Origin of the sequence: Streptomyces sp. NPDC127119 (assembly GCF_042677425.1) — a bacterium.
GTDB lineage: Bacteria > Actinomycetota > Actinomycetes > Streptomycetales > Streptomycetaceae > Streptomyces.
The window spans coordinates 241630-264649 of record NZ_JBHXTO010000001.1 but is presented as its reverse complement, the minus strand read 5'-3'; the positions used below and the strand labels follow the sequence as shown (position 1 = coordinate 264649).

Here is a 23020-nt window from a genome sequence, read left to right as displayed (position 1 = left end):
AGGGCCGAGCGGGCTTGAGACAGCGGCCGTCGGGTCAGCCGACGGGGTGGGTGAGGGTGCCGACGCCTTCGACCACGGCCCGCACGGTGTCCCCCGGCCTGATCTGTACGGCGCCGGGGGTTCCGGTGCAGATCACCGTTCCCGGTGCGAGGGTCCGGCCCATGGTGAAGTACTCGACGAGGTAGCCCAGGTCGTACTTCATGTCGCGCGGTGTCGCCGCCGCGATGGTCTCGTCGTTCCTGACGGTGGCGATCCGGACACCGTCCAGGCGGTCGTCGGGGAACTCGTCCAGGGTGACCAGGGCCGGGCCGATGCTGCAGAACGTGTCGAACCCCTTGGCCCACGGGATGTAGCGCGGGTTCTGGCGGATGGCGTCCTCGGCGGTCATGTCGAGGACGGCCGTCACGCCGGCGATGACGGACCGCCACTTGTCGCGGGGGACGTCCTTGCAGCGGGTGCCCACGACGAGGCCCAGTTCCGCCTCGGCGGTCACCCGTTGCGACTGGGTCGGGAGCTGGATGGTTCCGCCGTTGCCGATGAGGCACGAGGCGGGCCGCAGGTACGAGCCGGGGCCGCGGCCGGGCTGTTCGGTCTCCAGGTCCTCCGAGTGCCGGCGGTAGTTGAGTCCGGCGCCCCAGATGCCGGCGTCGTCGTCCACGACGGTCGCCGCGTCGGACAGGTCGACGGCGACACCGCCGGACCCGGCCGTCCGCCTCCTGACCTGTGCCTCCAGGTCGCCGAACCGCGGGTCCCCGAACAGGTCCCCGATGCGGGTGACCTTCTCGTAGCCGCCGATCTCCCGCAGCGGGAACCAGCTGCCGTCGATTCCCACGAGGACGTCCTGCCCGTTGCCGCTCCTGGCGAGCTTCATGTCGTCGCTCCTCTCGGTCAGTTGGCGTTGGCGAGCTGCAGGGAGCGCGGGCCGGCGTGGTCGGCGATCCTGGCCGCCGCCGCCTGGAAGTCGGCGGCACGCGGGCTCTCCTGTGCCGCCACGACGGCGGCCTCCATGAGCCGGGCCGGGTCGGTCCCGTACTTGACGGCGAGTTCCTCGACCAGTCCGAAGAAGCCCGAGTGGATGCCGATCACCGCGCCGAGGACCTGCATCTTGCGTTCCTCGCCGATCACCTTCATGTTGACCCGGCAGAGTTCGGCGAGTTCGGCGAGCTTCTGGTAGTCGAACCGGTCCCGGTCCATGACGCTGACGATCCCGGCGAGGGATTCGATGGCGGCGTTGCCGGAGCCGCGCCCTATGCCGTGGAGCGTCCCGTCGAGCACGGTGGCGCCCGCCCGGAAGGCGGTGAGGGTGTTGATGTTGGCCAGGCCGAGGTTGTCGTGACCGTGGAAGCCGACGACCGGGTACCGGTCGGCGACCGCGCTCACATAGCTTTCGACGGTCTCGGGCGTCATCGAGCCGTAGGAATCGACCACGTAGATTCCCGCGATCTCCGGTCCGACCCCGTCGAGCATGTCCAGCAGCCGGTCGACGGACGTGGCACTGGACTTCATCAGGTTGAGATAGACCTCCCCGCAGACGTCCGAGACCTGCCGGAGGTAGGGCAGGTGGTCCCGGACACGGTCCGGTTCCACACCGACCCGGACGAACGACATTCCGCGGTCACACATCCGCGCGATCGTCGCCGGGCGGGTGAACTCGGGCTGCGCGAACATTCCCCAGGGTTTCGTGGTCAGTGTCGACCGGGCGAGTTCGCACCAGGTGAAGTGATCGATGTTTCCCGCCTTCACGCCGGTTCGCTCGGCCTCCAGGCCGATCCCGTGACCGATCTCGACCTTGGAAACGGGTGTTTCGTCGAGGCCGGAGAGAAGTTCGACCACGAAATTCTCGTCGAACTCGAAATCGACGGCGTAGGCACCGTCGCGCAAGGTGCAGTCGAGCAGTTGCATCTCGGACATCGCCCGGGATCGGCTGTCTTTCATGGGCTTTCGCCCTCCTCGGCTCAGCACGGACATTCACATGGACAGTCGGATGGTGCGGAATCCGTCTCAGATGTGCTGGCGCATCGGGGTGAAGTCGACGAGGATCACCGCGCGCTCGCCCGTCTCCGGTCCCGCCCCGCGCCTGATGGGGGCCACGTAGTGGCTGACCTTCTCGTCGGTGACGCCGTACGACTCCAGCGGTTTCGTCAGTTCGAACTCGGCGAAGGCCTCGCCGGCGGGCACGTCCTCGGGCAGCTTGCCCCGGTACTTCGGCGGCGCGATCATGTTCGACCCGCCGATGACGTTGCGGCGGTAGACCAGGTGCGCGAAGACGAACGGCTCGCCGTCCTGGTGGAGTTCGTTGGGCGAGGAGATGGCCTCGTGCCCGGGGTCGTCCACGGCCAGCTTGATCAGATGCACCCCGACGTGCAGCGGGAACGCCGCGTCGTCCTGCGACCAGCGCGTCTGGGCGTAGTCGAAGGAAAGGATCTCGTGGATGATCGGGTTGTTCCGGGCGGACTCGCTCATCGCGGGCAGCTTGCGGACCACGCCGACGTAGTCGGGGTTGTGGTCGGCCTGCCAGTAGCCGTTCATCCAGCCCTGTTCACCGAGGTGCGTGTCCGGGATCCAGCTGAACTCCCGTGACCAGGGGAGGAAGACGCCGCGGGCGTAGCGGCGGTTGCGTCCTTCCTCCGTCGCGTAGGGGTCCGGTGGCAGGTCGACGAACTCGGCGCGAAGGCTCTGGAAGGACGCGTCGGATTCGGAGATCCCGAATTCCTCGGCGAGGTCCCAGCGGGCGAATCCGTTCTCCACGAGGGCGGGCGTTTCGGTCAGTGTGTGCATGACTGTCCCCAAGCAGGGTCGTGAAATGGGTGGACTGGTGGTCGTCGACGGGTGGGCCGTGGTGGTCGGCGGGTCGGGCCGTCAGACCGTGGCGAGCCGGTGCGCCGGGCGGACGACCACCTGGCGCCGGCGTCCGCGCCGCGTGGAGAACTCCACCCGCGGGCCGTCGTCGAAGAGGTCGAGGCGCAGCAGCCGTTCCTCGCTCCAGCCGAGCAGCCGGAACTCGCCTGCGCCCAGGTGCAGCAGCTCCACGGGCGCGCGCCCCTCGACGCGCAGGACGAGCCCGTCGTCCTCGGCGCTCACTTCGGCGACGAGGTCGCTCTCCTGGTCGTCGACCACCTGGAGTCCCCACTCCATGAAGGAGAACGGGACGGCGAAGCGGCAGCCGAACTCGGCGAGTTCGGGCCGGGTCAGGGGCAGGACGGGCCGGTAGTAGGCGATGTCGCTGGCCGGCAGCGCGGCCCGGAAGCTCTCCGGGAACAGGGCCAGCAGACTGTCGTTGGTCGCGCAGTCCGCGACCAGGTGGATCCTGGCCCGGTCCCCCTCGTTGCGTACGGAATGCGACCGGTCGAAGTCGGCGTACCAGAGCGTTCCCGGCTGCCAGCGCTGTTCCGTCCCGTCCATCACCAGTACGGCCCCGGGATTGGTGACCAGCGGGATGTGCAGCCGGACATAGCCGTAGGGGAGGCCGATCGGGGTGTCCGAGTGCTCCGGGACGGACACCCCGGGGGCCAGGGCCATCAGCCGGACACTGCGCAGCTCGGTGCCCAGTTCGGACAGGATCCGGCCGAGGTAGGGCGCCTTCGCCATCAGGGGGGTGTCGGCGAACCAGTCACGTCCCGGACCGCCGGGGTCGGTGCGCCGGACGTCCCCGCCCGGAGCGCGCAGGGAAAGGACCTTCCAGTCCACATCGGATTCTTCCCCGACGACGCCGTCCTCGAAGGACCGCTGCAATGCCCAGAACTCGGAACCGCTGAGCTCCGCGAGATCCGCGTTCAGCAGATCGATGTCCAGGTCGTCCCGCAGAAGAACCGCGGCCGGAAGATGCTCCAAAGAGCTTCCCTCTTGCATGAAAACCTCGCTTCGATGAACTCTCTGCGTTCTTTCTTCGCTATCAATATCTTACTTATGCGCTACGCCGAGAAAAGCCTTCGACGGTGTGCGGAAACGGCCAGGACCCTTTAGGACACGGCCTTTTCGGCCTCGGCCGCAAGAATTGCGCGGTCGGATTCGGGGAAATCGCGCAGTTTTCGTATCGGGCTGAACAGCAGAATGGCCGTCGAAAGGACTTGCAGCCCGCTCATCGCCCAGAGTGTTTCCCGGACGCCGAACAGTTCGCCGAGCGCGCCGCCGAGCAGTCCGCCGACGGCGATGGCGCCGAAACTGATCACGGCCGCGCTCGCGCTGATGCGCCCGATCAGGTCGGGTGGGCAGTACCGCTGGCGGAAGGTGTCGGTGATGATGCTCGCCGCGACCACTCCCGCGCCGCCGCCGACACCGCCGACGACGAAGAACGCGAGGCCGGCTCCCGGGCCGGTCAGCGGGAAGAGCAGCGTGAAGGGCGCGGCGCAGACCTGGAAGATCAGCGCGGCCCGTGCGGTGCCGAACCGCCGGGACACCGGGTGGGACAGCAGCACGCCGAGGACCCCGCCGAGGCCGCACAACGTCAGCACCGCGCCGAGGACGGCCTCGCCGACACCGACCGTCCGTACCAGGAACGCCACTTCGATCGAACTCAGTCCGGTCAACGCGATGTTGGACACCGCGCTGAAGACCGCGAGGGTACGCAGGACGGGGTCACGGAACAGGAATCCCAGACCGTCGCCGACCTCGGTGCGCAGCCGGCGCCGCCGGACCGTTGGGGCCGGCAGGGGCGGCGGCTCGGTCGTCCGGATCGCCCGCAGGCAGAGCCACGACACCACGAAGCTCAGGGCGTTGGCCAGGAGTCCCGCGACGGCTCCGAAGGCCTGCACCAGCACTCCGGCCAGGCCGGGGCCGATGACCTCCGCCGTCGACTCGCTGCCCTGCAACCGCGCGTTGCCCGCCAGCAGTTCCTCGTCCCGGAGCAGGGTCGGCAGATACGCGCGGTGCGCGGTGGTGAAGAAGACGTTCGCGCAACCGCCGGTGAACGCGGCCACGAGCAGGTGCGGGACGGTGAGAACGCCCGCCCAGGCCGCGGCCGGCACGCTGACGAACGTGACGAAGGAGACGGCGTCGCAGACCAGCATCACCGGGCGGCGGGACAGGCGGTCCACCCAGGCGCCCGCGGGCAGGCCGAGGATCAGCCAGGGCAGATAGGCGACCGATGTCAGCATGCCGACCACGAAGGTGTCGGCGTGCAGGGTGATGACGGCGACCAGGGGCAGTGCCACCACGGCGATCCCGTTGCCGAGCAGGCTCGTGGTCTCCCCGAACCAGAACAACCGGAACTCGCGTCCGGCCACCGAACTCTGCTGGGACGTGCCCTGGTCGACCGGGCTCTGGTGGGAAGTGCCCTGGTCGACCGGGTTCTCGTGAGACGTGCCCTGGTCGACCGGGTTCTCGTGAGACGTGCCCTGGTCGACCGGGTTCTCGTGGGACGTGTCCTGGTCGACGGGGCTCTGTCGGGACGTGGCGGTCATCGTTCACCCGCCGTGGGCCGCGAACCGTCCAGCAGGGCGAGTTTCCCGGCGAGCACGGCGCCGATCCGGGCGATCGGCTCCGCCCGGGTGATCTCACCGTGGCCGCAGGCGATCTCGTGCACTTCGAGCCGGCCGGTCACGTGGTCGCGCCAGGACTCCGGCGGCGGCGCGTCCTCGGGTCTTCCCTCCGTGGCGGAGAAGAACACCAGGTCCCCCCGGTACGTCCCGGGCCGGAGCTCCTCGAAGATCCGGTCGTTGTCCACGAACACCCGGGCCAGCGCGGCGGCCTCTTCCGGCGTCAGCCGTTCGAGCGGGCTGCCCGGCCGGCGGACCGCCCGCTCGTAGTCCTCGTAGCCCAGTGGTCCCCCGCCGAGTTCGGAGAGGTCGTACCCCAGGGACTCCAGAAGCTCCGTGTACGTCCCGGAGTCGCCGTCGACGAGGGGTGGGTGGCCGGGTATCGAGTCGGGCGGATAGCCGTCGAGCAGTGCGAGCAGGTCGACCTCGGCTCCCTGGGACTGCAGTTCGGTGGCCAGCAGGTGGGCGACCACGGCGCCGAAGGACCAGCCGAGCAGCCGGTAGGGGCCCGCGGGCTGGACGGACCGGATCTGCCGCACGTACTCCTCGACCGTCTCGCGCCAGGAGCGGCCGGTCGCCGCCGGATCGGTGAGGCCCCTCGACTGCAGGCCGTAGACGGGGTGACCGGCGTCGAGGTGACCGAGCAGGCCCGCGTAGCCCCAGCTGATGCCGGCGGCCGGATGCACGCAGAAGACCGCGGGCCGGCCGGCTCCCGTCCGCAAGGGGAGCAGCACCGACAGGGGGTCGTGCCGGGTGCCGTCGGCGAGCCGGTCCGTCAGTTCGGCGACGGTGGGTGCCTGGAACAGGTCCAGGATGGTCAGGTGCCCGCCCAGCACCGCTCGTACCCGGGAGAGCAGTCTGGTGGCGAGCAGGGAGTGACCGCCCAGCTCGAAGAAGTTCTCCTCGGCGCCGACCCGGTCCAGCCCCAGCACCTCCGCGAACAGCCCGCAGAGAACGTCCTCGTAGGGTCCGCGCGGACCGCGCGACGCCGGACGGTGTGTGAAGTCCGGGGGTGGCAGCGCGTCCCGGTCGAGTTTTCCGTTGGGTGTCATCGGCAGCCGTCCCAGCGGCTGGAAGAACGACGGGATCATGTGGTCGGGCAGGATCGAGGACAGCCACCCGCGCAGCTCGCGGGCCTCGGGCGCCCGGTCCCCGGCCGGCTGCACGTACCCCACCAGCCGCTTGTCGCCCCGGGCGTCCTCGCGTACGGCCACGGCGGCCTGCGCCACCTCCGGGCAGCGGGCCAGCGCGGCCTCCACCTCGCCCAGTTCGATGCGGAAGCCCCGCACCTTGACCTGGTCGTCGGCGCGGCCCAGGTAGTCCAGCCTGCCCCGGTGGTCCCAGCGGACCAGGTCACCGGTGCGGTACATACGGCTCCCCGGCTCCCCGTCCGGGGCCCAGGGGCAGGCGACGAACCGTTCGGCGGTGGCGGCCGGGCGGTTCAGGTAGCCGCGGGCCACGCCGGGGCCGCTCACGTACAACTCGCCCGGGACGCCCGGCGCGACGGGGCGCAGCCGCTCGTCGAGCACGAAGACCCTGGTGTTGCCGATCGGCCTGCCGATCAGCGGGTGCGGGCTGTCCGCGGCGTCCCACCACAGCGCGTCCAGGGTGCACTCCGTGGGGCCGTAGAGGTTGTAGCAGAGCGTCCCGGACGCCTCCCGTACGCGGGTCCACAGCGCCTGCCCGGCGGCCTCCCCGCCGAGCAGCAGCACCAGCGGCGCACCGGGTCCGGACAGCAGGCCCTCGTCGAGCAGATGCTCCGCGTAGGTGGGGGTGACGTCGAGGACGTCGATCCCGGCGGTCTCGACGTACGCGGTCAGCGCGGCGGCGTCCCGCCGGATGTCGTCGCGGATCACGTGGAGTTCGTGTCCGGCCAGCATCCAGAACAGTGCCTCCCACGACGTGTCGAACGACAGCGAGGCGGTGACGGCGGACCTCAGCCGGCGGCCCGCGGTGGCCTCGGTGCGCGCGATCAGCCCCGCGCGGTGGAAGGCGTACAGGTTGCTCAGCGCGGAGTGCGGGGTCAGCACGCCCTTGGGGCGGCCGGTCGAGCCGGACGTGTAGATGACGTACGCCACGCTCTCCGGCAGCACGCGGCAGTTCAGGGCGGCGACGGGAGCGGCCGGTGTCTCCAGTCGGTCGACGAGCACCGTGGGCAGCGCGCCGAACCCGTACGCGGCGGCGGTCGCGGTGTCCGTGACGACGGCGACCGGTGCGGTGTCCCGCAGCATGTGCGCGATCCGGTCCTGCGGGTATTCGAGATCGACCTGGAGATAGGCCGCGCCGGTCTTGAGCACGGCCAGCATCGCCACGACGGAGTCGGCCGACCGCGGCAGGGCCAGCCCGACCACCCGTTCCGGCCCGGCTCCCAGGGCGCGCAGCCGGTGCGCGAGCAGGTCGGCCCGGTCGTCGAGTTCGGCGAAGGTGAGGCTCGTGCTCCCGCACACCAGCGCGGTCGCCCGCGGCGTGCGCGCGGCCTGCGCCTCGAACAGCTCCGGCACGGTGGCCGTCGCCGTGGGCGCGGCGGTGTCGTTCCACACGTCGAGGACCTGGTGGCGGTGTTCGGCGGAGAGCGGGTCGGCCTCGCCGGTGGGCCGGTCCGGTGCCGACACGAGGTGCCCCAGCAACCGGGGCAGGGCATCGGCGACGAGGTCGGCGGTGGCCCGGTCGAACAGGCCGGTGGCGTACTCCAGGGAGCCGTCGATGCCCGCGGGGTTCCCGTCCGGCGTGTGGTTCTCCCGGAAGTCGGCGGACAGGTCGAACTTCGCGACCTGCGAGTCCAGTTGCACTTCGGTGCACTCGAGACCCGGCAGCGCGAGCGTGGCCTCCTCGCCCCTGGACAGGGTCAGCATGACCTGGAAGAGCGGATGCCGTGCCAGTGACCGCTCCGGGTTCAGGTCCTCGACGAGCCGCTCGAAGGGGATGTCCTGGTGGTCGTAGGCGGCGAGATCCGTGTCCCGTACCCGGTGCAGCAGTTCGGTGAAGGTCGGATCGCCGGACACGTCGGTGCGCAGCACCAGCGTGTTGACGAAGAAACCCACCACGTCTTCCAGTGCCTCGTCGAGCCGTCCCGCGACCGGGGTGCCGATCGGGATGTCCGTACCGGCCCCCAGCCGGGACAGCAGGACCGCCAGTGCGGCCTGCAGCACCATGAACGTGGTGCAGCCGTGGTCGGCGGCGACCGCGAGGAGGCGTCCGTGCAGCTCGGCGTCGAGCTTCAGCGGCACCTGGTCACCGCGGTGGTCGGCCACCGCGGGGCGCGGCCGGTCGAACGGCAGGTCCAGTTCGGCGGGCAGCCCGGCCAGTTGCTCCCGCCAGAAGGACAGCTGCGTCGCGAGGAGGCTCGCCGGATCGTCCTGGTCGCCCAGCAGCTCCCGCTGCCACACCGCGTAGTCCGGGTAGGTCACCGGCAGTGGCGTCCACCGCGGGGGCTCCCCCGCGGCCCTGGCCCGGTAGGCCGTGGCCAGGTCGGTGAGCAGCGGCTCCCAGGACCACTCGTCGCAGGCGATGTGGTGGATCACCAGCGCCAGTACGTGTGCGCGTGGCGCCGTCGTGACCACCGTCGCCCGGACCGGGAGATCCGTCGTCAGGTCGAACCCGCGGTCGACGGCCGAGGAGAGCGCGTCGGCGAGTTCATCCTCCTCGCACGCGACCACGTCCAGCTCGGGCCGTCGGTCGAGCACGCGCGGTACGGGTTCGCCGTCGGCCCCGGGGTACACCGTGCGCAGCACTTCGTGCCGGTCCGCCAGGTCGGTGAGCGCCGCCGCCAGGGCGGTGCGGTCCAGTTCACCTCTCGCCCGGATCACGAGGGAGCAGTTGTAGACCGCCGACCGGCCGTCCACGCGATTCAGGAACCAGAGCCTGCGCTGGGCGTAGGACACCGGGAACACTGGGGACACGAGGTCACTCCTCAGGAGGCAGAGCCGGATGCGACGGCGTGGACGGGGGCGATCCGGCTCGGGAGGGTCTGCCAGATCTCGGGGGTGTAGAAGTGGCCGCCGCCGAGCACGTCGTGCCGGTACGGGCCGGAGGTCAGGCCGTTCCAGCGGGGGCCCGTGTCGGCGTGGATCAGCGGATCGCCGGCGCCGGAGAACACCTGGAGCGGCACGCTCACCGTGGCGCCGCTGTGGACGAAGGTGTCCCGGACGGCGATGTCGGCCCGCATCAGCTCCAGCGCCACCTCGGTCAGGTCGGCGCTCTCACGGACGTGCGGGGGCAGCAGGCCGTGCGTCCCCATCCACTCCAGCAGCCGCTCGTCGTCGTCCTGGGCCGCGGGAGAGCGTTCGCTGTCGGTCAGGCCGCGGTCCGGCGCGTTGCAGGAGGACAGGACGAGCGCCTCGGGCCGGTGCGCCTCGTCCGGCTCCAGCCGGGCGGCGACGTCGAAGGCCGTCCAGCCGCTCATGCTGTGCCCGAAGAGGATGTACGGGCCGAGGTCGGCCGCCCGCAGGGAGTCCGCGACATCGTCCACCAGCTCGGACCAGTCGCGGGCGAAGGGCTCGACGAACCGCCCCTCCCTGCCGGGGTAGCAGAGCACGGTCAGGTCGGTCGCGGGGGGCAGGTGCGCGGTCCACGGCCGGTACGCGGCCGTACCGCCGCCGAAGAAGCTCAGGCCGACCAGGGTCCGTTCGGCGTGCGGCGTCCGGTGCAGGGGCACCATCGTGGTGTCCCGTACGCCGGTCACCGTGACGCCCCGGTGAGTGTCGGCGCGGCGGGCGTCGGCGCGGCGGTACCGATGTCGTTCGCTGTCATCGGTCAGGCCCCGTTCATCGCGGCCACGAGGGACGCCGGGCGCATGTCCGTCCAGTTCTCCTCGACATGGGCCAGGCACGCGGCCCGCGTCGCCGCGCCGAAGACGGTGGACCATCCGGCGGGTACGTCGATGTCCGCGGGCCACAGGGAGTGCTGGCGCTCCGCGTTGGTCAGGACGAGGTAGGAGCCTGTTTCGTCGTCGAACGGGTTGTTCACGGGATGGTCCTCTCAGAGTGGTGTCACAGGTGGGTGCGGCGGGCCAGCTCAGGGCGGCGCCCGCCGATCGCGCGGGGCCGCACGGGGGTCGCCCGGTGGTCAGAGCCAGCCGAGCCTGGCGGCCTTGACCCCGGCCTCGAAGCGGCTGCGGGCGCCCAGGCGCTCCATCAGGGCCGCCATCATGCGGCGGGCGGTGCGGTGCGAGACATGCAACCGGCCGGCGGCGGCGGCATCGGTGCACCCCTCGGCGACCAGCCTGAGCAGCGCCAGTTCCTTGCCGTTCAGGGTGTCGTCCGCCGCGGGCCGCCCGGTGTCCGGCGGGGTCGCCGACGACCAGGTCTGTTCGAACAGGGCGACCATGGGGGCGACGAGTCCGGGGTCGGTGACCTGGAGCGCGCCCGCCGTCGCGTTCCGCGGGTCGAGGGGGACCAGCGCGACCGAACCGTCGAACAGGGTCATCCTCGGCAGCGGCGCCTCGGAGCGGCGGAACCGGCCCCCGTTGCCGGTCAGCCACTGCACGTGCGCCGTCGTCGCGGCGTCGTAGGAGCCGGTGTCCGTGCCGACGGTCCGGATCGACACCGAGCGGCTCAGCAGCGCCGCGTCGTTGCGGCGCGCCGCCATGAGTTCCGGCGCCGAACGCGCGCCACCGGGCCAGAAGGTGAGCACCTCGCGGGTGGCCTCGCCCGTCAGCCGGTCCACCCGGCACTGCACCTCGTCCATCCCCAGGAGCCGTTCGACCTGTTCGGCCCGGCCCGACCGGCCGGAGGCGTCGGACACGAGCAGACGGACGACCTCGGCATGGGTCTCGGCGATCCGCCGCTGCCGGCGCATCAGTTCCTCGTGCTGGCCGGCCAGCGACTGCTGCAGGCTCAGGACCGGGTCCACCACCGCGTACCGGCCGGGCACCTCGAACGAGGGCCGCAGCAGGCCGAGTTCGAGCAGCCGGTCCAGACAGGCCCGGACCAGGTCCGGCGTGACGGCCAGCCGGTCGGCGATCTCCTCGGCGACCGGTGGCGGCGACCCGCGCATCTCCCGGTACACCGCTTCTTCCAGCTGTTCCAGTCCGAACATGGTGAGCATGAGGTCCGTCTCCCAGGTCTGTCGGTGAACGCCCGCGCGGTCAGCGGGCAGCGGCGGGCCGCAGCGCCGGCCGGGCGGGCCGGGCCGTCGCGAGGTACACGGCGACCCCGGCGACGGTCGGGGCGCGGAAGAGTTCGCGGACCGGCAGTTCCAGCCCCAGGGTCGAGCGCACCCGGGAGATCAGCTGGGTCGCCAGCAGCGAGTGCCCGCCCAGGGCGAAGAAGTTGTCGTCGACGTCGACCGAGTCCAGGCTGAGCACCTGCGCGAACAGCCCGGCCAGCACCTCCTCCGTCGCCGTACGCGGCCCGGTGGCGGCCGGTGCCGCGTCCCGCGAGGGAGCCGGGCGTGCGGTGACGTCACCGGAGATGCCGGCGGAGACGTCACCGGACCGCCGGTCGTCGGAGCGCCGGTCGTCGGATTGCCGGTCCTGGACAGGTGGTACGTCGAAATCGGCGACCGGCCGTCGCGGGTCCTCGGCGGCCTGGGTGAGCAGCCGGCGCAGGCCGTCGGCGAGCCGCTCGCCCGTCGAGGCGTCGAACAGCGCGGTCGAGTACATCAGGGCCCCGGTCAGTCCGGCCGGTGCTCCGTCCTCGTCGAGCCGCTCCTCCACGTCGACGACCAGGTCGAACTTCGCGGTGGTCGACGGGATGGGCCAGTCGGACACCCGCAGACCGGGGAACCGCGGACCGTCGCTCGCGTGCTGGAGCTGGACCATGACCTGGAAGAGCGGGTGGCGGCCGGGCGAACGCGGTGGGTTCAGCTCTTCCACCAGCCGCTCGAACGGGATGTCCTGGTGCTCGTAGGCCGCGAGGTCGGTGGCCCGGACGCGGCGGAGCAGTTCCGCGAAACTCGGGTCCGCGGAGAGGTCGGTCCGCAGGACCACCGTGTTGACGAAGAACCCGACGACGTCGTCGACGGCGTCGTCCGTGCGGCCGGCCACGGGGGTGCCGATCGGGATGTCCTCCCCCGCGCCCAGCCTGCCGAGCAGGGCGGCGCATGCGGCCTGGAGCACCATGAACAGCGTGCAGTTGTGCTCCTTGGCGAGCGCGAGCAGGCTCCGGTGGAGGTCGGGGCCCCACGCGATGTCCGCCGATCCGCCCGCGTAGTCGCTGATCTCGGGCCGCGGCCGGTCCGTGGGCAGGGCCAGTTCGACCGGGAGACCGGCCAGCCGGTCGCGCCAGTGGGTCAGTTGACGGGACAGCAGGCTGTCGGGGTCGTCCTCACCGCCCAGCAACTCCCGTTGCCACAGCGCGTGGTCGGCGTACTGCACGGGCAGTTCGTCCCACCGCGGAGCCTCGCCGCGGGTGCGGGCGGCGTAGGCGGTGGAGAGATCGCGCAGGAGCGGCCCGAGCGACCAGCCGTCGCAGATGATGTGGTGGAACACCAGCAGCAGGATCTGGTCCTCCGGCCCTGTCGTGAACAGGTGGGCGGCCAGGGGAGGTTGCGCGGCCGGTTCGAACCGCTGGTCCGCCGCGGCGCGGATCGCCGCTCCGATCCCGGCCTCGGTCACCTCGCGGTGCGCCAGTACCGGCCGGACCGCTCCCGGCGCGAGCACCGACTGCGCGGGCCGGTCGTCCTGTTCGACGAAGACCGTCCGCAGACTCTCGTGCCGGTCCGTGACGTCGGACCAGGCCTGTTCGAGAGCGTCCCGGTCCAGCGGACCCCGCAGGCGCAGAGCGACAGGAAGGTTGTAGCTGGTGCCCGTCTCCTCCCACTGGTCGAGGAACCACAGTCGCTGCTGGGCGTAGGACAGCGGCAGCACGTCCGGGCGCTGTCCCGCCCGGAGCGCGGGCCTGCCGGGGAGCGCTTCGTCGAGGCTGTCCGCCAGTCCGGCCACGGTCGGGGTGGCGAACAGCAGCCGGGCCGGCAGTTCCACGCCCAGCACGGAGCGCGCCCTGCTGCTCAGCCGCACGGCCAGCAGGGAGTGGCCGCCGAGGTCGAAGAAGCCGTCGTCGATGCCCACCTCGTCACGGCCGAGCACGTCCGCGAACAGCCCGCACAGTAGCTCCTCGCGGAGGGTGCGCGGTGCGCGCCGGGTGCCGGTGGGGTAGACCGGTTGCGGCAGCGCGGCGACGTCGACCTTTCCGTTCGGGGTCAGCGGCAGTTCGTCGATGACCACGATCGCGGCGGGCACCATGTGGTCCGGCAGGTTCTGCCGTACGAACTCGCGCAGCCGTCGTACGTCGGGTTCCGTGTCCCGGGCGAGCACGTAGCCGACGAGCCGTGCGTCCCCGGGCCGGTCCTCGCGCAGGACCGCCACCGCGTGCGCGACGTCCTCGTGGCGGGCCAGTGCCGCCCCGACCTCGCCGAGTTCGACGCGGAACCCGCGGATCTTCACCTGGTCGTCGGCCCGGCCGAGGAATTCCAGCGCGCCGTCGTCGGTCCACCGGACCAGGTCGCCCGTGCGGTACATGCGCCGTCCGGGCCTGAACGGGTTCGCGACGAACCGCTCGGCGGTGAGGCCGGGGCGGTTCACATAGCCCCGCGCCAACTGGGCTCCCGCGACGTACAGTTCGCCGATCACCTTCGGCGGGACGGGACGCAGGTCCTGGTCGAGCACGAACACGTCCACACCGGGGATCGGCCGGCCGATCAGGGGCCGGTCGCCGTCGTCCGACGTCCAGAACAGGGAGTCGACGGTGGTCTCGGTCTGTCCGTAGATGTTGTAGACGGTGATCCCCGCGGTCTCCCGGAGCCGTGTCCACAGTTTCTCGCCCACCGTCTCCGCGCCGGTCATCAGCACCGCCGGCGGCGTCCGGTCCGGGTCGAGCATCCCCTGCCGGATCAGCTCCTCGGCGTAACTGGGCATCACGTCGAGGGCGTCGATGCCGCACCGGTCCAGGTAGCGGGCCATGGCGGCGGGGTCGCGGCGGGTGTCGTCGCCGATCAGGTGGAGTTCGTGGCCGACGGCCTGCCACAGCAGGGCGACGACCGAGGTGTCGAAGGAGAGTGACGCGGTGAGCGCCATGCGGCAGCGTCCCGGGGCGCGGGTCCGCTCGGCGGTGGCGATGACCTCCTCGCGGTAGAAGGCGAGCAGATTGGCCAGCCCGCCGTGCGTCACCGTCACGCCCTTGGGCACGCCGGTCGACCCCGAGGTGTAGACGACGTAGGCGGGATGGTCGGCGGCGGGCGCGACCGTGAGTCCTTCCGGCGACACGTCGTCGAGTGCGGGGCTGTCGACGAGCACCGGTTCGTGGACGGGCAGCGATCCGGCGGACGCGCTGTCGGTGACGACCAGGGCGGCGGCGGAGTCCGCCAGCAGGTGGGCGATCCGCCGGGCCGGGTACGCCAGGTCGACGAAGAGGAAGGCGGCGCCCGACTTCAGTACCGCCAGCAGGGCGACCACCAGGTCCGTGGTCCTGGGCAGGGCCACCGCCACCACCCGGTCCGGGCCCGCGCCCCGGCTCACGAGGTGGCGGGCGAGCCGGGTGGCACGTGCGTCGAGTTCGGCGTAGGTCAGCGCGGTGTCCTCGAAGACCAGCGCCGTCGCGTCGGGGGTGCGGGCGGCCTGCTCCCGGAACGCGTCGGGCAGGAACACGGTCCGCGGCGCGGGTACGGGCACGGGGCGCTCGGCGAGGAGGCGTCGCCGTTCACCGTCCGAGAGGACGTCGACGGCGCCGATCGGCCGTTCGGGGGCGGCGAGCACCTGTTCCAGCAGCCGTCGCAGGCGGGCCACGAGCTGTTCGGCGGTGGTCCGGTCGAACAGTTCCTCGGCGTACTCCAGGTAGCCGGTCAGGCCGGCCGGTGCGCCCCGGTCGTCGCGCTCGTCGACCAGTTCGAGACTGAGGTCGAACTTCGCGACGTCCCAGCTCACCGGGGCGTGGCCGGTCTCCAGTCCGGCGAAGTCCGCGGTGGTGGTCCCGCCGTGCTGCACCTGGATCATGACCTGGAACAGGGGGTTGCGGGACAGCGACCGCTCGGGCCGCAGGACCTCGACGAGCCGCTCGAAGGGGACGTCCTGGTGGGCGAACGCCTCCAGGTCGGTGTCCCGGACCCGGCGCAGCAGTTCGGTGAACCCGGGGTCGCCCGCGGTGTCGGTGCGCAGCACCAGGGTGTTGACGAAGAACCCGACCAGGTCGTCGAGCGCGCTGTCCGTGCGGCCCGCCACCGGGGTGCCGAAGGGGATGTCGGTGCCCGCGCCCATTCGGGTCAGCAGCGCCGCGAATCCCGCCTGGAGCACCATGAACAGCGTGCAGCCGGCGGACCTGGCGAGTTCGAGCAGCCTGCGGTGCAGTTCCGGTTCCCAGTGGACGGCCACCGTGCCGCCGGACTGCGCGGCCACCGCGGAGCGCGGCCGGTCCACCGGCAGCGTGAGTTCCGCGGGCAGTTCGGCCAACTGCTTTTGCCAGTAGCTCAACTGACGGGTCATCAGGCTGTTCGGGTCCTCGGCGTCCCCGAGCAGTTCCCGCTGCCACAGCGTGTAGTCGGCGTACCGCACGGGCTGCGGCGCCCAGTCGGGAGCACTCCCCTCGCGGCGGGCGGTGTACGCCAGGCCGAGATCCCGCAGCAGCGGGCGCAGGGACCAGCCGTCGGCCGCGATGTGCTGGACGACCAGCAGCAGGACGTGCTCGTCCTGGCCGAGCGGGAACAGGGTGGTCCGGAGGGGCGCGTGCGCGGTGAGGTCGAACCGGTGGCGGACCCGCTCCGCCATGGCGCCGGCGAGGTCCCGCGGTGCCACCTCGACGACCTCGATCGCGGGAACGGAGTCCAGCACGACCGGGTACGGCTCACCGCCCTCCTCGGGGAAGACCGTGCGCAGGCTCTCGTGCCGCAGCGCCACGTCGGCCAGCGCCTGTTGCAGCGCGTCCCGGTCCAGCGTTCCGGTGAGCCGGACCGCGACGGGCACGTTGTACGTTCCCTCGTCGCGTTCCATCCGGTTCAGGAACCACAGCCGCCGCTGGGCGGACGACAGCGGCACGGGCTCCGCCCCCGTCCGGGCGGTCAGGGCGGGGCGCGCGGCTCCGGTGAGCCGGGCCAGTCCGGCCACCGTGGGTTCGGCGAACAGGTCGCGGATCTCGAAGCCCTCCCCCAGGACCGACCGGATCCGGGAGAGCAGCCGCAGGGCCAGCAGGGAGTGCCCGCCCAGGTCGAAGAAGTGGTCGTCGATGCCCACGCGGGGCACTCCGAGCACTTCCGCGAAGAGTTCGCACAGGATCTCCTCGCGCGGACTGCGCGGCTCCCGTACGGCGTGCGCGGTCCGGTCCGGCTCCGGCAGGGCGGCCCGGTCGAGCTTTCCGTTCATCGTCGTCGGCATGGCCTCGATCAGGACCACCGCGGCGGGGACCATGTAGTCGGGGACGCTGTCCGCCACGAACCGGCGGAGTGCGAGGTCCGTGAGGCCCGCGGACCGGGTCACGACGTACGCCACCAGGCGCTGGTCGCCCGGCCGGTCCTCCCTGAGCAGGACCGCGGCCTGCGCCACCTCGGGGTGGCCGGCCAGCACCGCTTCGATCTCGCCGAGCTCCACGCGGAAGCCCCGGATCTTCACCTGGGCGTCCGCGCGGCCGGCGTACTCCAGCTCTCCGCCGGCGGTCCAGCGGGCCAGGTCGCCGGTCCGGTACATGCGCTCCCCGGCCGCGAACGGGCAGGCCACGAACCGTTCGGCGGTCAGCGCGGGACGTCCTGCGTATCCCCGGGCGAGCTGGATCCCGCCCAGGTACAGCTCGCCCACCACCCCCGGCGGCACCGGCCGCAGCCCGCCGTCCAGCACGTACGCCGCCACATTGGCCGGCGGCCGGCCGATCGGCACCGTACTTCCCTCGTCGTCGCGGCGGCACTGCCAGTAGGTCGCGTCGACGGCGACCTCGGTCGGTCCGTAGAGGTTGTGCAGTTCGGTGGAGCCGAGCGTGGCGAACAGTTCGCGCTGTGTCTCCGCGGGCAGGGCCTCGCCGCTGCAGATGATCCGGCGCAGGCCCGTGCAGCCGGCCGCGGCGGGCTCCCGGAGGAACGCCTGCAGCATCGAGGGCACGAAATGCGTGACGGTCACCGATTCGCGCCGGATCAGCTCGGCGAGATAGGCGGGGTCGCGGTGTCCGCCGGGCTTCGCCAGTACCAGGGCCGCCCCGGAGATCAGCGGCCAGAAGAACTCCCACACCGATACGTCGAACCCGGCCGGGGTCTTCTGCAGGACCCGGTCGGCGCCGGTGAGCCGGTACCGGTCCTGCATCCACAGCAGCCGGTTGACGATGGCCGCGTGCGGGATCACGACGCCCTTGGGGCGTCCGGTGGATCCGGAGGTGAAGATGACGTAGGCGGGGTGCGCGGGGAGCGGTCGCACGGGTTGGGCGCAAACCGGCGCGTTCGGTTCGATCGGCTCGTCGAGCAGCAGTTTCGGTGTGGGGCCGGGGACGGCGGCGGCGTTCTTCGCGTCGGTCAGTACGAGGATCGGCCCGGCGTCCGCGACCATCGCGGCGATCCGCCCGGCGGGGTGGTCCAGATCCACCGGAAGGTAGGCCGCGCCTGCTTGGACGACGGCGAGGATCGCGACGACCAGTTCCACCGAGCGGGGCAGTGCCACGGCCACGATCCGGTCGGGGCCCGCGCCCCGGTGGGCGAGTCGCGCCGCCAGCCGGTCCACTCGTCCGGCCAGTTCGGCGTAGCTGAGTCGCTCGTCGGCCGCGACCAGGGCCGGTGCGTCCGGCGTGCGCCGGGCCTGCTCCGACCACAGCTCGGCGAGCGTCACCGCGGGCAGCTCGGCCGCGGTGTCGTTCCACTGCCGTACGACCAGGTCGTGCTGCTCGGGCGACAGCAGGGTCAGCGCGGAGAGCGGCCGGTCCGGGTCCTCGGCCACCTGTTCGAGCAGCAGCACCAGCCGGTCGGCGAGCTCGGCCGCCTGCGCGGCGGTGAACAGGTCCGGGCGGTGGTGCAGGCGCAGCGCGAGCCGCTCGCCCGGTTCGACGGCGAGGGTCAGCGGGAAGTGCGCGCTGTCCCGGAACGTGACGCCCACCTGCAGGTCGCCGTCGGGCGAGTCGACCTTGTAGTCGTGCATCGGGAAGTTGTCGAAGACCACGTTGGTGTCGAAGAGCGCGGTGGGGAGACCGGTCAGGCGCTGGATGTCGGTCAGGCCGAGGTGATCGTGGTCGAGCGACGCGGCGCGGCCCGCCTGGATCTGCTCGAACAGCGCGCTCACCGAAGCCGCCCGGTCCAGCCGTACCCGTACCGGAACCGTGTTGATGAGCATCCCGATCATCGAGTCCGCGCCGGTCAGCTCCGCCGGACGGCCGCTGACCGTCGAGCCGAACACCACGTCGTCGCGTCCGGTGAGCGAACCGACCAGGATGGCCCAGACCGCTTGGCACACCGTGTTGAGCAGGACGCCGTTCCGCCGGGCGTGCGCGGTCAGCAGCGCCGTCGTCGCCGACGGCAGCAGCACCTCCACCTCCTCGGGCGGCGGACCGCTCCGGGAATCGGCGGACGCGACAAGGGTGGGCTCGGCGACCCCTTCCAGGGCCGCCGCCCAGTGCCGCTCCGCGCCGGCCCGGTCCTGTCGCGCCAGCCACGCCAGGTGGTCCCGGTACGGACGCACCGGCGGCAGGCCGGCGGTGCCGCCCTCTTGCGAATACACCGCGAAGAGTTCCTGGAACAGCAGGGCGAAGGACCAGCCGTCCAGCAGGAGATGGTGGGCGGTGACGAGCAGCCGGTGGTGGCGGGCGGTGTGCCGGACGAGGGTGAACCTGATCAGCGACGATCCGCCGACGTCGATGCCCCGGGCCCAGTCCTGCTCGGTCAGTTCGGCGATCCGTTCCGCCGCGTCCTCCTGACCGGTCTCGATCTCCCGCCAGTCCAGCGGGACTTCGCGGCGGACCACCCGTATCGGTTCACCTGTCCTGCGGTACCGGAATCCGGAGCGCAGGGTGGCGTGGCGCCGTATCACGGTGTCCGCGGCGGCCTTCAGGAGCTCGGAATCCACCGGTCCTTCGAGATCCACCGCGAATTGCGCGAGGTACGGACTGTGTTTTTCCCGGTCGAACAGCGCGTGAAAGAGAAGGCCTTCCTGAAGGGGTGACAGGGGAAGGACGTCCTCGACTACCGACTGGTTCATCTTCAGTGTCAACTTCCTCAGAAAGCCCGCAGATCGGATTCGATCTCTTCGAGTTCGTGCTGGCTGAGCGAGCTCAGGGTCAGGTCGGACGGGGTGAGTCCGCCCGCTCCGGGTTCGCGGGCGTGCGCGACCAGGGTCCGGAGGCTCCGGAACCACGCCTGCGCCAGCTCGCGGGTGTCCGCCTCGGACACGACGCTGTCGGCCCAGGCCCAGGTGGCCCGCAGCTCCGGACCGTCGGCCCGGTCCACCGTGGCCGCGTTGACCTCGATGCTGTGGGCCATGGGCATCCCTGATCCCGTGTCGTCCAGACCGGTCCCGTACTCCGGTACGACCGACCAGTCGGCGTCGTCCGCGACCTCGAAACGGCCCAGGTAGTTGAAGACGAACTCCGGCTGGGCCGCCTCCTTCAGCAACGCGCCCGTCTCCGGGTTCAGATGGCGCAGGAGGCTGTAGCGGACTCCCTTGTCGGGTACCGCGCGCACCTGTTCCTTGATCCGCTTCACCGCGTCGCCCACCGCAGGTCCCGCGGCGTGCGGCTCCGCCCGGTCCGTCTCGCCCAGGTCGAGCCGGATCGGGAACAGGCTGGTGAACCAGCCCACGGTCCGGGAGAGATCCACCTCCGCGAGCGCGTCCTCCCGGCCGTGGCCCTCCAGGTGCAGCAGTGCGGTGCCGTCCCCGGCCGTACCGCGTGCGCGGTGCCAGTCGCCCAGTGCCAGCGCGAGACCGGCGAGGAGTACGTCGTTGATGCCTGCGTTGAACAGCGAAGGGACCGTGGTCAGCAACGCCTCGGTGAACTCGGCCGGCAGGGACTCGGTGAAGCTCCGGTCGCGGCTTTCGAGGTCCTGTCCCGGGACCCTCGCCCGGTCGCCGAACCGGGCGGCGCCGGGACGCAACCGGTCGAGCCAGCCGGGGAGTTCGGCGACGGCGGTCCGTGAGTGCGCCTGCTCGGCGAGGACGTGGGACCAGCGGCGGAACGAGACCGGCACCGGATCGAGAGCGATCGCGGCACCCTTCTCGACGGCCTGCCAGGCCGTCGCGAGGTCGGCGGCCAGGACGCGCCAGGAGATGGAGTCGACGGCCAGGTGGTGGACGACCAGGGCGAGCAGGCCCCGGCGATCCGGTCCGGCGTCGCACCACACGGCCTGCAGGACGTTGCCCTCCCGGGGGCGGAGCCTGTCGCGCGCCGCGTCCGACTCCTGTCGTACCAGCGCGGCCAGGTCCTGTTCGGGGTGTCCCGCCACGTCGGCCCGCCGGACGACGGAGGCCGCGTCGACCGCGCCGGGCGGCAGGGTCTCCAGCGCCCAGTCCGCCCCGTCGCCGGGCACGGACAGCCGCAGGCGCAGGATGTCGTGGTGGTCGAGCAGGGCCTGTGTCATCGCGATCAGGCGGGGCCGCGTCAGCCCGGCCGGCGTGCGCAGGACCGCGAACTGGTTGTAGGTGTCGACCGGGCCGCCGCGTTCCCGGAGCCAGTGCATGATCGGAGTGGTGACGACCGCTCCCACGCCGCTGTCCACGACGGACGCCCGCTCCCGGTCCAGCGTGGTGGCCGTCTGGGCCAGCGCCGCCATGTCCCGCCGCGTCAGCACGTCGCCGACGGTGATCCGCAGACCGGCTTTCCGTGCCCGGCTGACGAGTTGCATGGCGATGATGCTGTCTCCGCCGAGCGCCACGAACCCGTCGTCGGCCCCGACGTCGCTCACCCCGAGGACATCGGCGACCAGGTGGCACAGGACGCGCTGGTGCCGGGTGACCGGAGTTTCCCCGGCCACACTCGAATTCGGTTCATCGAAAGGGCTGGTCACGTATTCCCTCATTCCGAGTCCGGTCTGGAATCAGGAACGAAGTTAGCGAGCGGCGCTCGGCGCCTGCGGCAGTCAAAGCGGCAATTGGAAGGAGCGCCGTGGAGGAACGCGGCTGAATTGCCGGTGGGATTGCCGCCGGACGCGACGGAGCGCACGGACGATGACATGCGCGACGTACGGACGGAATCACATCGAGAAGAGGCTCAGCGGTGACAATCCAGCAGGCGGTCCAGCCGACGGTCGACCTTGCGATGTTCGGCGGTGGCCGGGCCGTACCCAGAGAACTCGGCATCAGGCCCTGGCCGATGGTGACCGACCAGGACGAGCAGGCGGTCCACCGGGTCCTGCGGTCCGGCCGGTTCACCACCGCCTCGTCGGGAGAGCAGGAGATCACCGGCCTGGAACGGGAGTGGGCGCGGTACGTCGGCACGGAGCACTGCGTGGCGGTGAGCAACGGAACGGCCGCGCTGTCGGTCGCGCTGAGCGCCGCGGGTGTGGAGCCCGGCGACGAGGTCATCGTGCCCGCCCTGAGCTTCATCGGCAGCGCCACCGCCCCGCTGCACCTCATGGCCGTCCCGGTGTTCGTGGACATCGACCCCGTCACGTTCAACCTGGACCCCGCGGCGGTCGAGGCCGCGATCACCGGCCGGACCAAGGCGATCGTCGTGGTCCATCTGCACGGCCTGCCCGCCGAGCTGGACGAGATCACCGCGATCGCCGACCGGCACGGGGTGACCGTGGTCGAGGACGCGGCGCAGGCGCACGGCGCCCGGTACCGGGGCCGGTCCGTGGGCTCGTTCGGCGTGGTGAACGCCTTCAGCCTCAACGTCAGCAAGAACCTCGCCACCTGCGGTGAGGGCGGCCTGATCACGACCGACGACGCGGACGTGGCGACGAGGGCGACCATGCTGCGGCAGTTCGGTGAGCTCATTCCGGCGGGCGGCGAGCGCAGTTACGTGGCGCATCTGCTGGGCTGGAACTGCAAACCGAACGCGGTGCAGGCGGCCTTCACCCGCAGCCGTCTCGCGCGGCTCCCCGCCGAGACGGCCGTCCGCGAGGAGAACGTCAGCCGGCTGCTGGGGCGGCTGGCCGCGTATCCCGGCTTCCTGGTGCCGGAGGTGCCGCAGGACCGCACCCATGCCTGGCACATCCTGCGCATCCGGGTGAACCCCGCCGCCTTCGGACTGGCCGACGCGTTCGCGGGCCCGCTGCGCGCGGTCGTCCAGCGGGCCCTGCGTGCCGAGGGCGTGCCCGCCGTGCCCTACCAGCTGCAACCGCTGCCCGCGCAGCGGGTCTTCACCGGCCGGCGCGGGTTCGGTGCCTACCCGTGGGCGTTGCCCGGTGTCGTGGACCGCCCCTACCGGGCCGAGGACTTCCCGGCCACCCTGCGGGTCCTGGACGACTCCTTCACGATCCAGAAGGCGCATCTGCACCCGGACTCGGGCCCGTTGCTCGACCGGTACGCCGACGCGTTCGAGAAGGTCTGGCAGCACCGCGAGACGCTGGCCGCCGTCGCCGCGACGACGGACTACACACCGCACTGGGAACGCGCCTCGGAGATCGCCGACAAGGAATGGGCCGGGGCGTTCGGCACCCGGTGACGGCACGCCACCGCACCCCATGATCCTGGTCCCGGATCATGGGGTGCGGTGGCGTGC

General features: G+C 71.7%; 12 protein-coding genes. 1 reads left to right on the top strand and 11 read right to left on the bottom strand.

What is annotated here, in order from left to right:
- Positions 1–34: 34 nt before the first annotated feature.
- The 11 genes from ACFVH5_RS00905 to ACFVH5_RS00855 form a co-directional block, all read right to left on the bottom strand.
- On the bottom strand, positions 35–871 hold the full coding sequence (locus ACFVH5_RS00905; RefSeq protein WP_385830986.1) for a fumarylacetoacetate hydrolase family protein: 837 nt from the start codon (positions 869–871) through the stop codon (positions 35–37).
- A gap of 17 nt (positions 872–888) precedes the next feature.
- Positions 889–1935, bottom strand: a complete 1047-nt coding sequence (locus tag ACFVH5_RS00900; protein WP_385830985.1) for a hypothetical protein — start codon at positions 1933–1935, stop codon at positions 889–891.
- A 66-nt stretch (positions 1936–2001) separates the two neighbouring features.
- The gene (locus ACFVH5_RS00895) at positions 2002–2778 is read right to left on the bottom strand and encodes a 2OG-Fe dioxygenase family protein (RefSeq protein WP_385830984.1); all 777 of its coding nucleotides are present in this window, start codon (positions 2776–2778) and stop codon (positions 2002–2004) included.
- 81 nt (positions 2779–2859) lie between these two features.
- Positions 2860–3831, bottom strand: a complete 972-nt coding sequence (locus ACFVH5_RS00890) for an aspartyl/asparaginyl beta-hydroxylase domain-containing protein (RefSeq protein WP_385830982.1) — start codon at positions 3829–3831, stop codon at positions 2860–2862.
- Positions 3832–3959: 128 nt separating this feature from the next.
- Positions 3960–5399, bottom strand: a complete 1440-nt coding sequence (locus tag ACFVH5_RS00885) for an MFS transporter (protein ID WP_385830979.1) — start codon at positions 5397–5399, stop codon at positions 3960–3962.
- The gene (locus tag ACFVH5_RS00880) at positions 5396–9373 is read right to left on the bottom strand and encodes an amino acid adenylation domain-containing protein (protein ID WP_385830978.1); all 3978 of its coding nucleotides are present in this window, start codon (positions 9371–9373) and stop codon (positions 5396–5398) included. The genes ACFVH5_RS00885 and ACFVH5_RS00880 overlap by 4 nt, the downstream gene beginning before the upstream one ends.
- Positions 9374–9384: 11 nt before the next feature.
- Positions 9385–10155, bottom strand: a complete 771-nt coding sequence (locus tag ACFVH5_RS00875; protein ID WP_385830977.1) for a thioesterase II family protein — start codon at positions 10153–10155, stop codon at positions 9385–9387.
- 71 nt (positions 10156–10226) lie between these two features.
- The gene (locus ACFVH5_RS00870) at positions 10227–10439 is read right to left on the bottom strand and encodes an MbtH family protein (RefSeq protein WP_384798306.1); all 213 of its coding nucleotides are present in this window, start codon (positions 10437–10439) and stop codon (positions 10227–10229) included.
- 99 nt (positions 10440–10538) lie between these two features.
- The gene (locus ACFVH5_RS00865; protein ID WP_385830975.1) at positions 10539–11519 is read right to left on the bottom strand and encodes a LuxR family transcriptional regulator; all 981 of its coding nucleotides are present in this window, start codon (positions 11517–11519) and stop codon (positions 10539–10541) included.
- Between the two features lie 40 nt (positions 11520–11559).
- Complete coding sequence (locus tag ACFVH5_RS00860; RefSeq protein ID WP_385830973.1) at positions 11560–19560, bottom strand: amino acid adenylation domain-containing protein; 8001 nt, start codon at positions 19558–19560, stop codon at positions 11560–11562.
- 17 nt (positions 19561–19577) lie between these two features.
- A complete protein-coding gene (locus ACFVH5_RS00855) occupies positions 19578–21362 on the bottom strand; it encodes a condensation domain-containing protein (RefSeq protein WP_385830971.1) in 1785 nt (594 codons plus the stop codon).
- Positions 21363–21571: 209 nt separating this feature from the next.
- On the opposite strand from ACFVH5_RS00855, the gene ACFVH5_RS00850 reads away from it, so the two are divergent.
- On the top strand, positions 21572–22963 hold the full coding sequence (locus ACFVH5_RS00850) for a DegT/DnrJ/EryC1/StrS family aminotransferase (RefSeq protein WP_385830969.1): 1392 nt from the start codon (positions 21572–21574) through the stop codon (positions 22961–22963).
- Positions 22964–23020 lie beyond the last annotated feature (57 nt).

What these genes read in the sequence shown, in the direction of transcription:
- ACFVH5_RS00860 (WP_385830973.1), bottom strand. Translation starts at nt 19,560, where the DNA reads ATGAACCAGTCGGTAGTCGAGGACGTCCTTCCCCTGTCACCCCTTCAG.
- ACFVH5_RS00865 (WP_385830975.1), bottom strand. Translation starts at nt 11,519, where the DNA reads ATGCTCACCATGTTCGGACTGGAACAGCTGGAAGAAGCGGTGTACCGG.
- ACFVH5_RS00895 (WP_385830984.1), bottom strand. Translation starts at nt 2,778, where the DNA reads ATGCACACACTGACCGAAACGCCCGCCCTCGTGGAGAACGGATTCGCC.
- ACFVH5_RS00905 (WP_385830986.1), bottom strand. Translation starts at nt 871, where the DNA reads ATGAAGCTCGCCAGGAGCGGCAACGGGCAGGACGTCCTCGTGGGAATC.
- ACFVH5_RS00900 (WP_385830985.1), bottom strand. Translation starts at nt 1,935, where the DNA reads ATGAAAGACAGCCGATCCCGGGCGATGTCCGAGATGCAACTGCTCGAC.
- ACFVH5_RS00885 (WP_385830979.1), bottom strand. Translation starts at nt 5,399, where the DNA reads ATGACCGCCACGTCCCGACAGAGCCCCGTCGACCAGGACACGTCCCAC.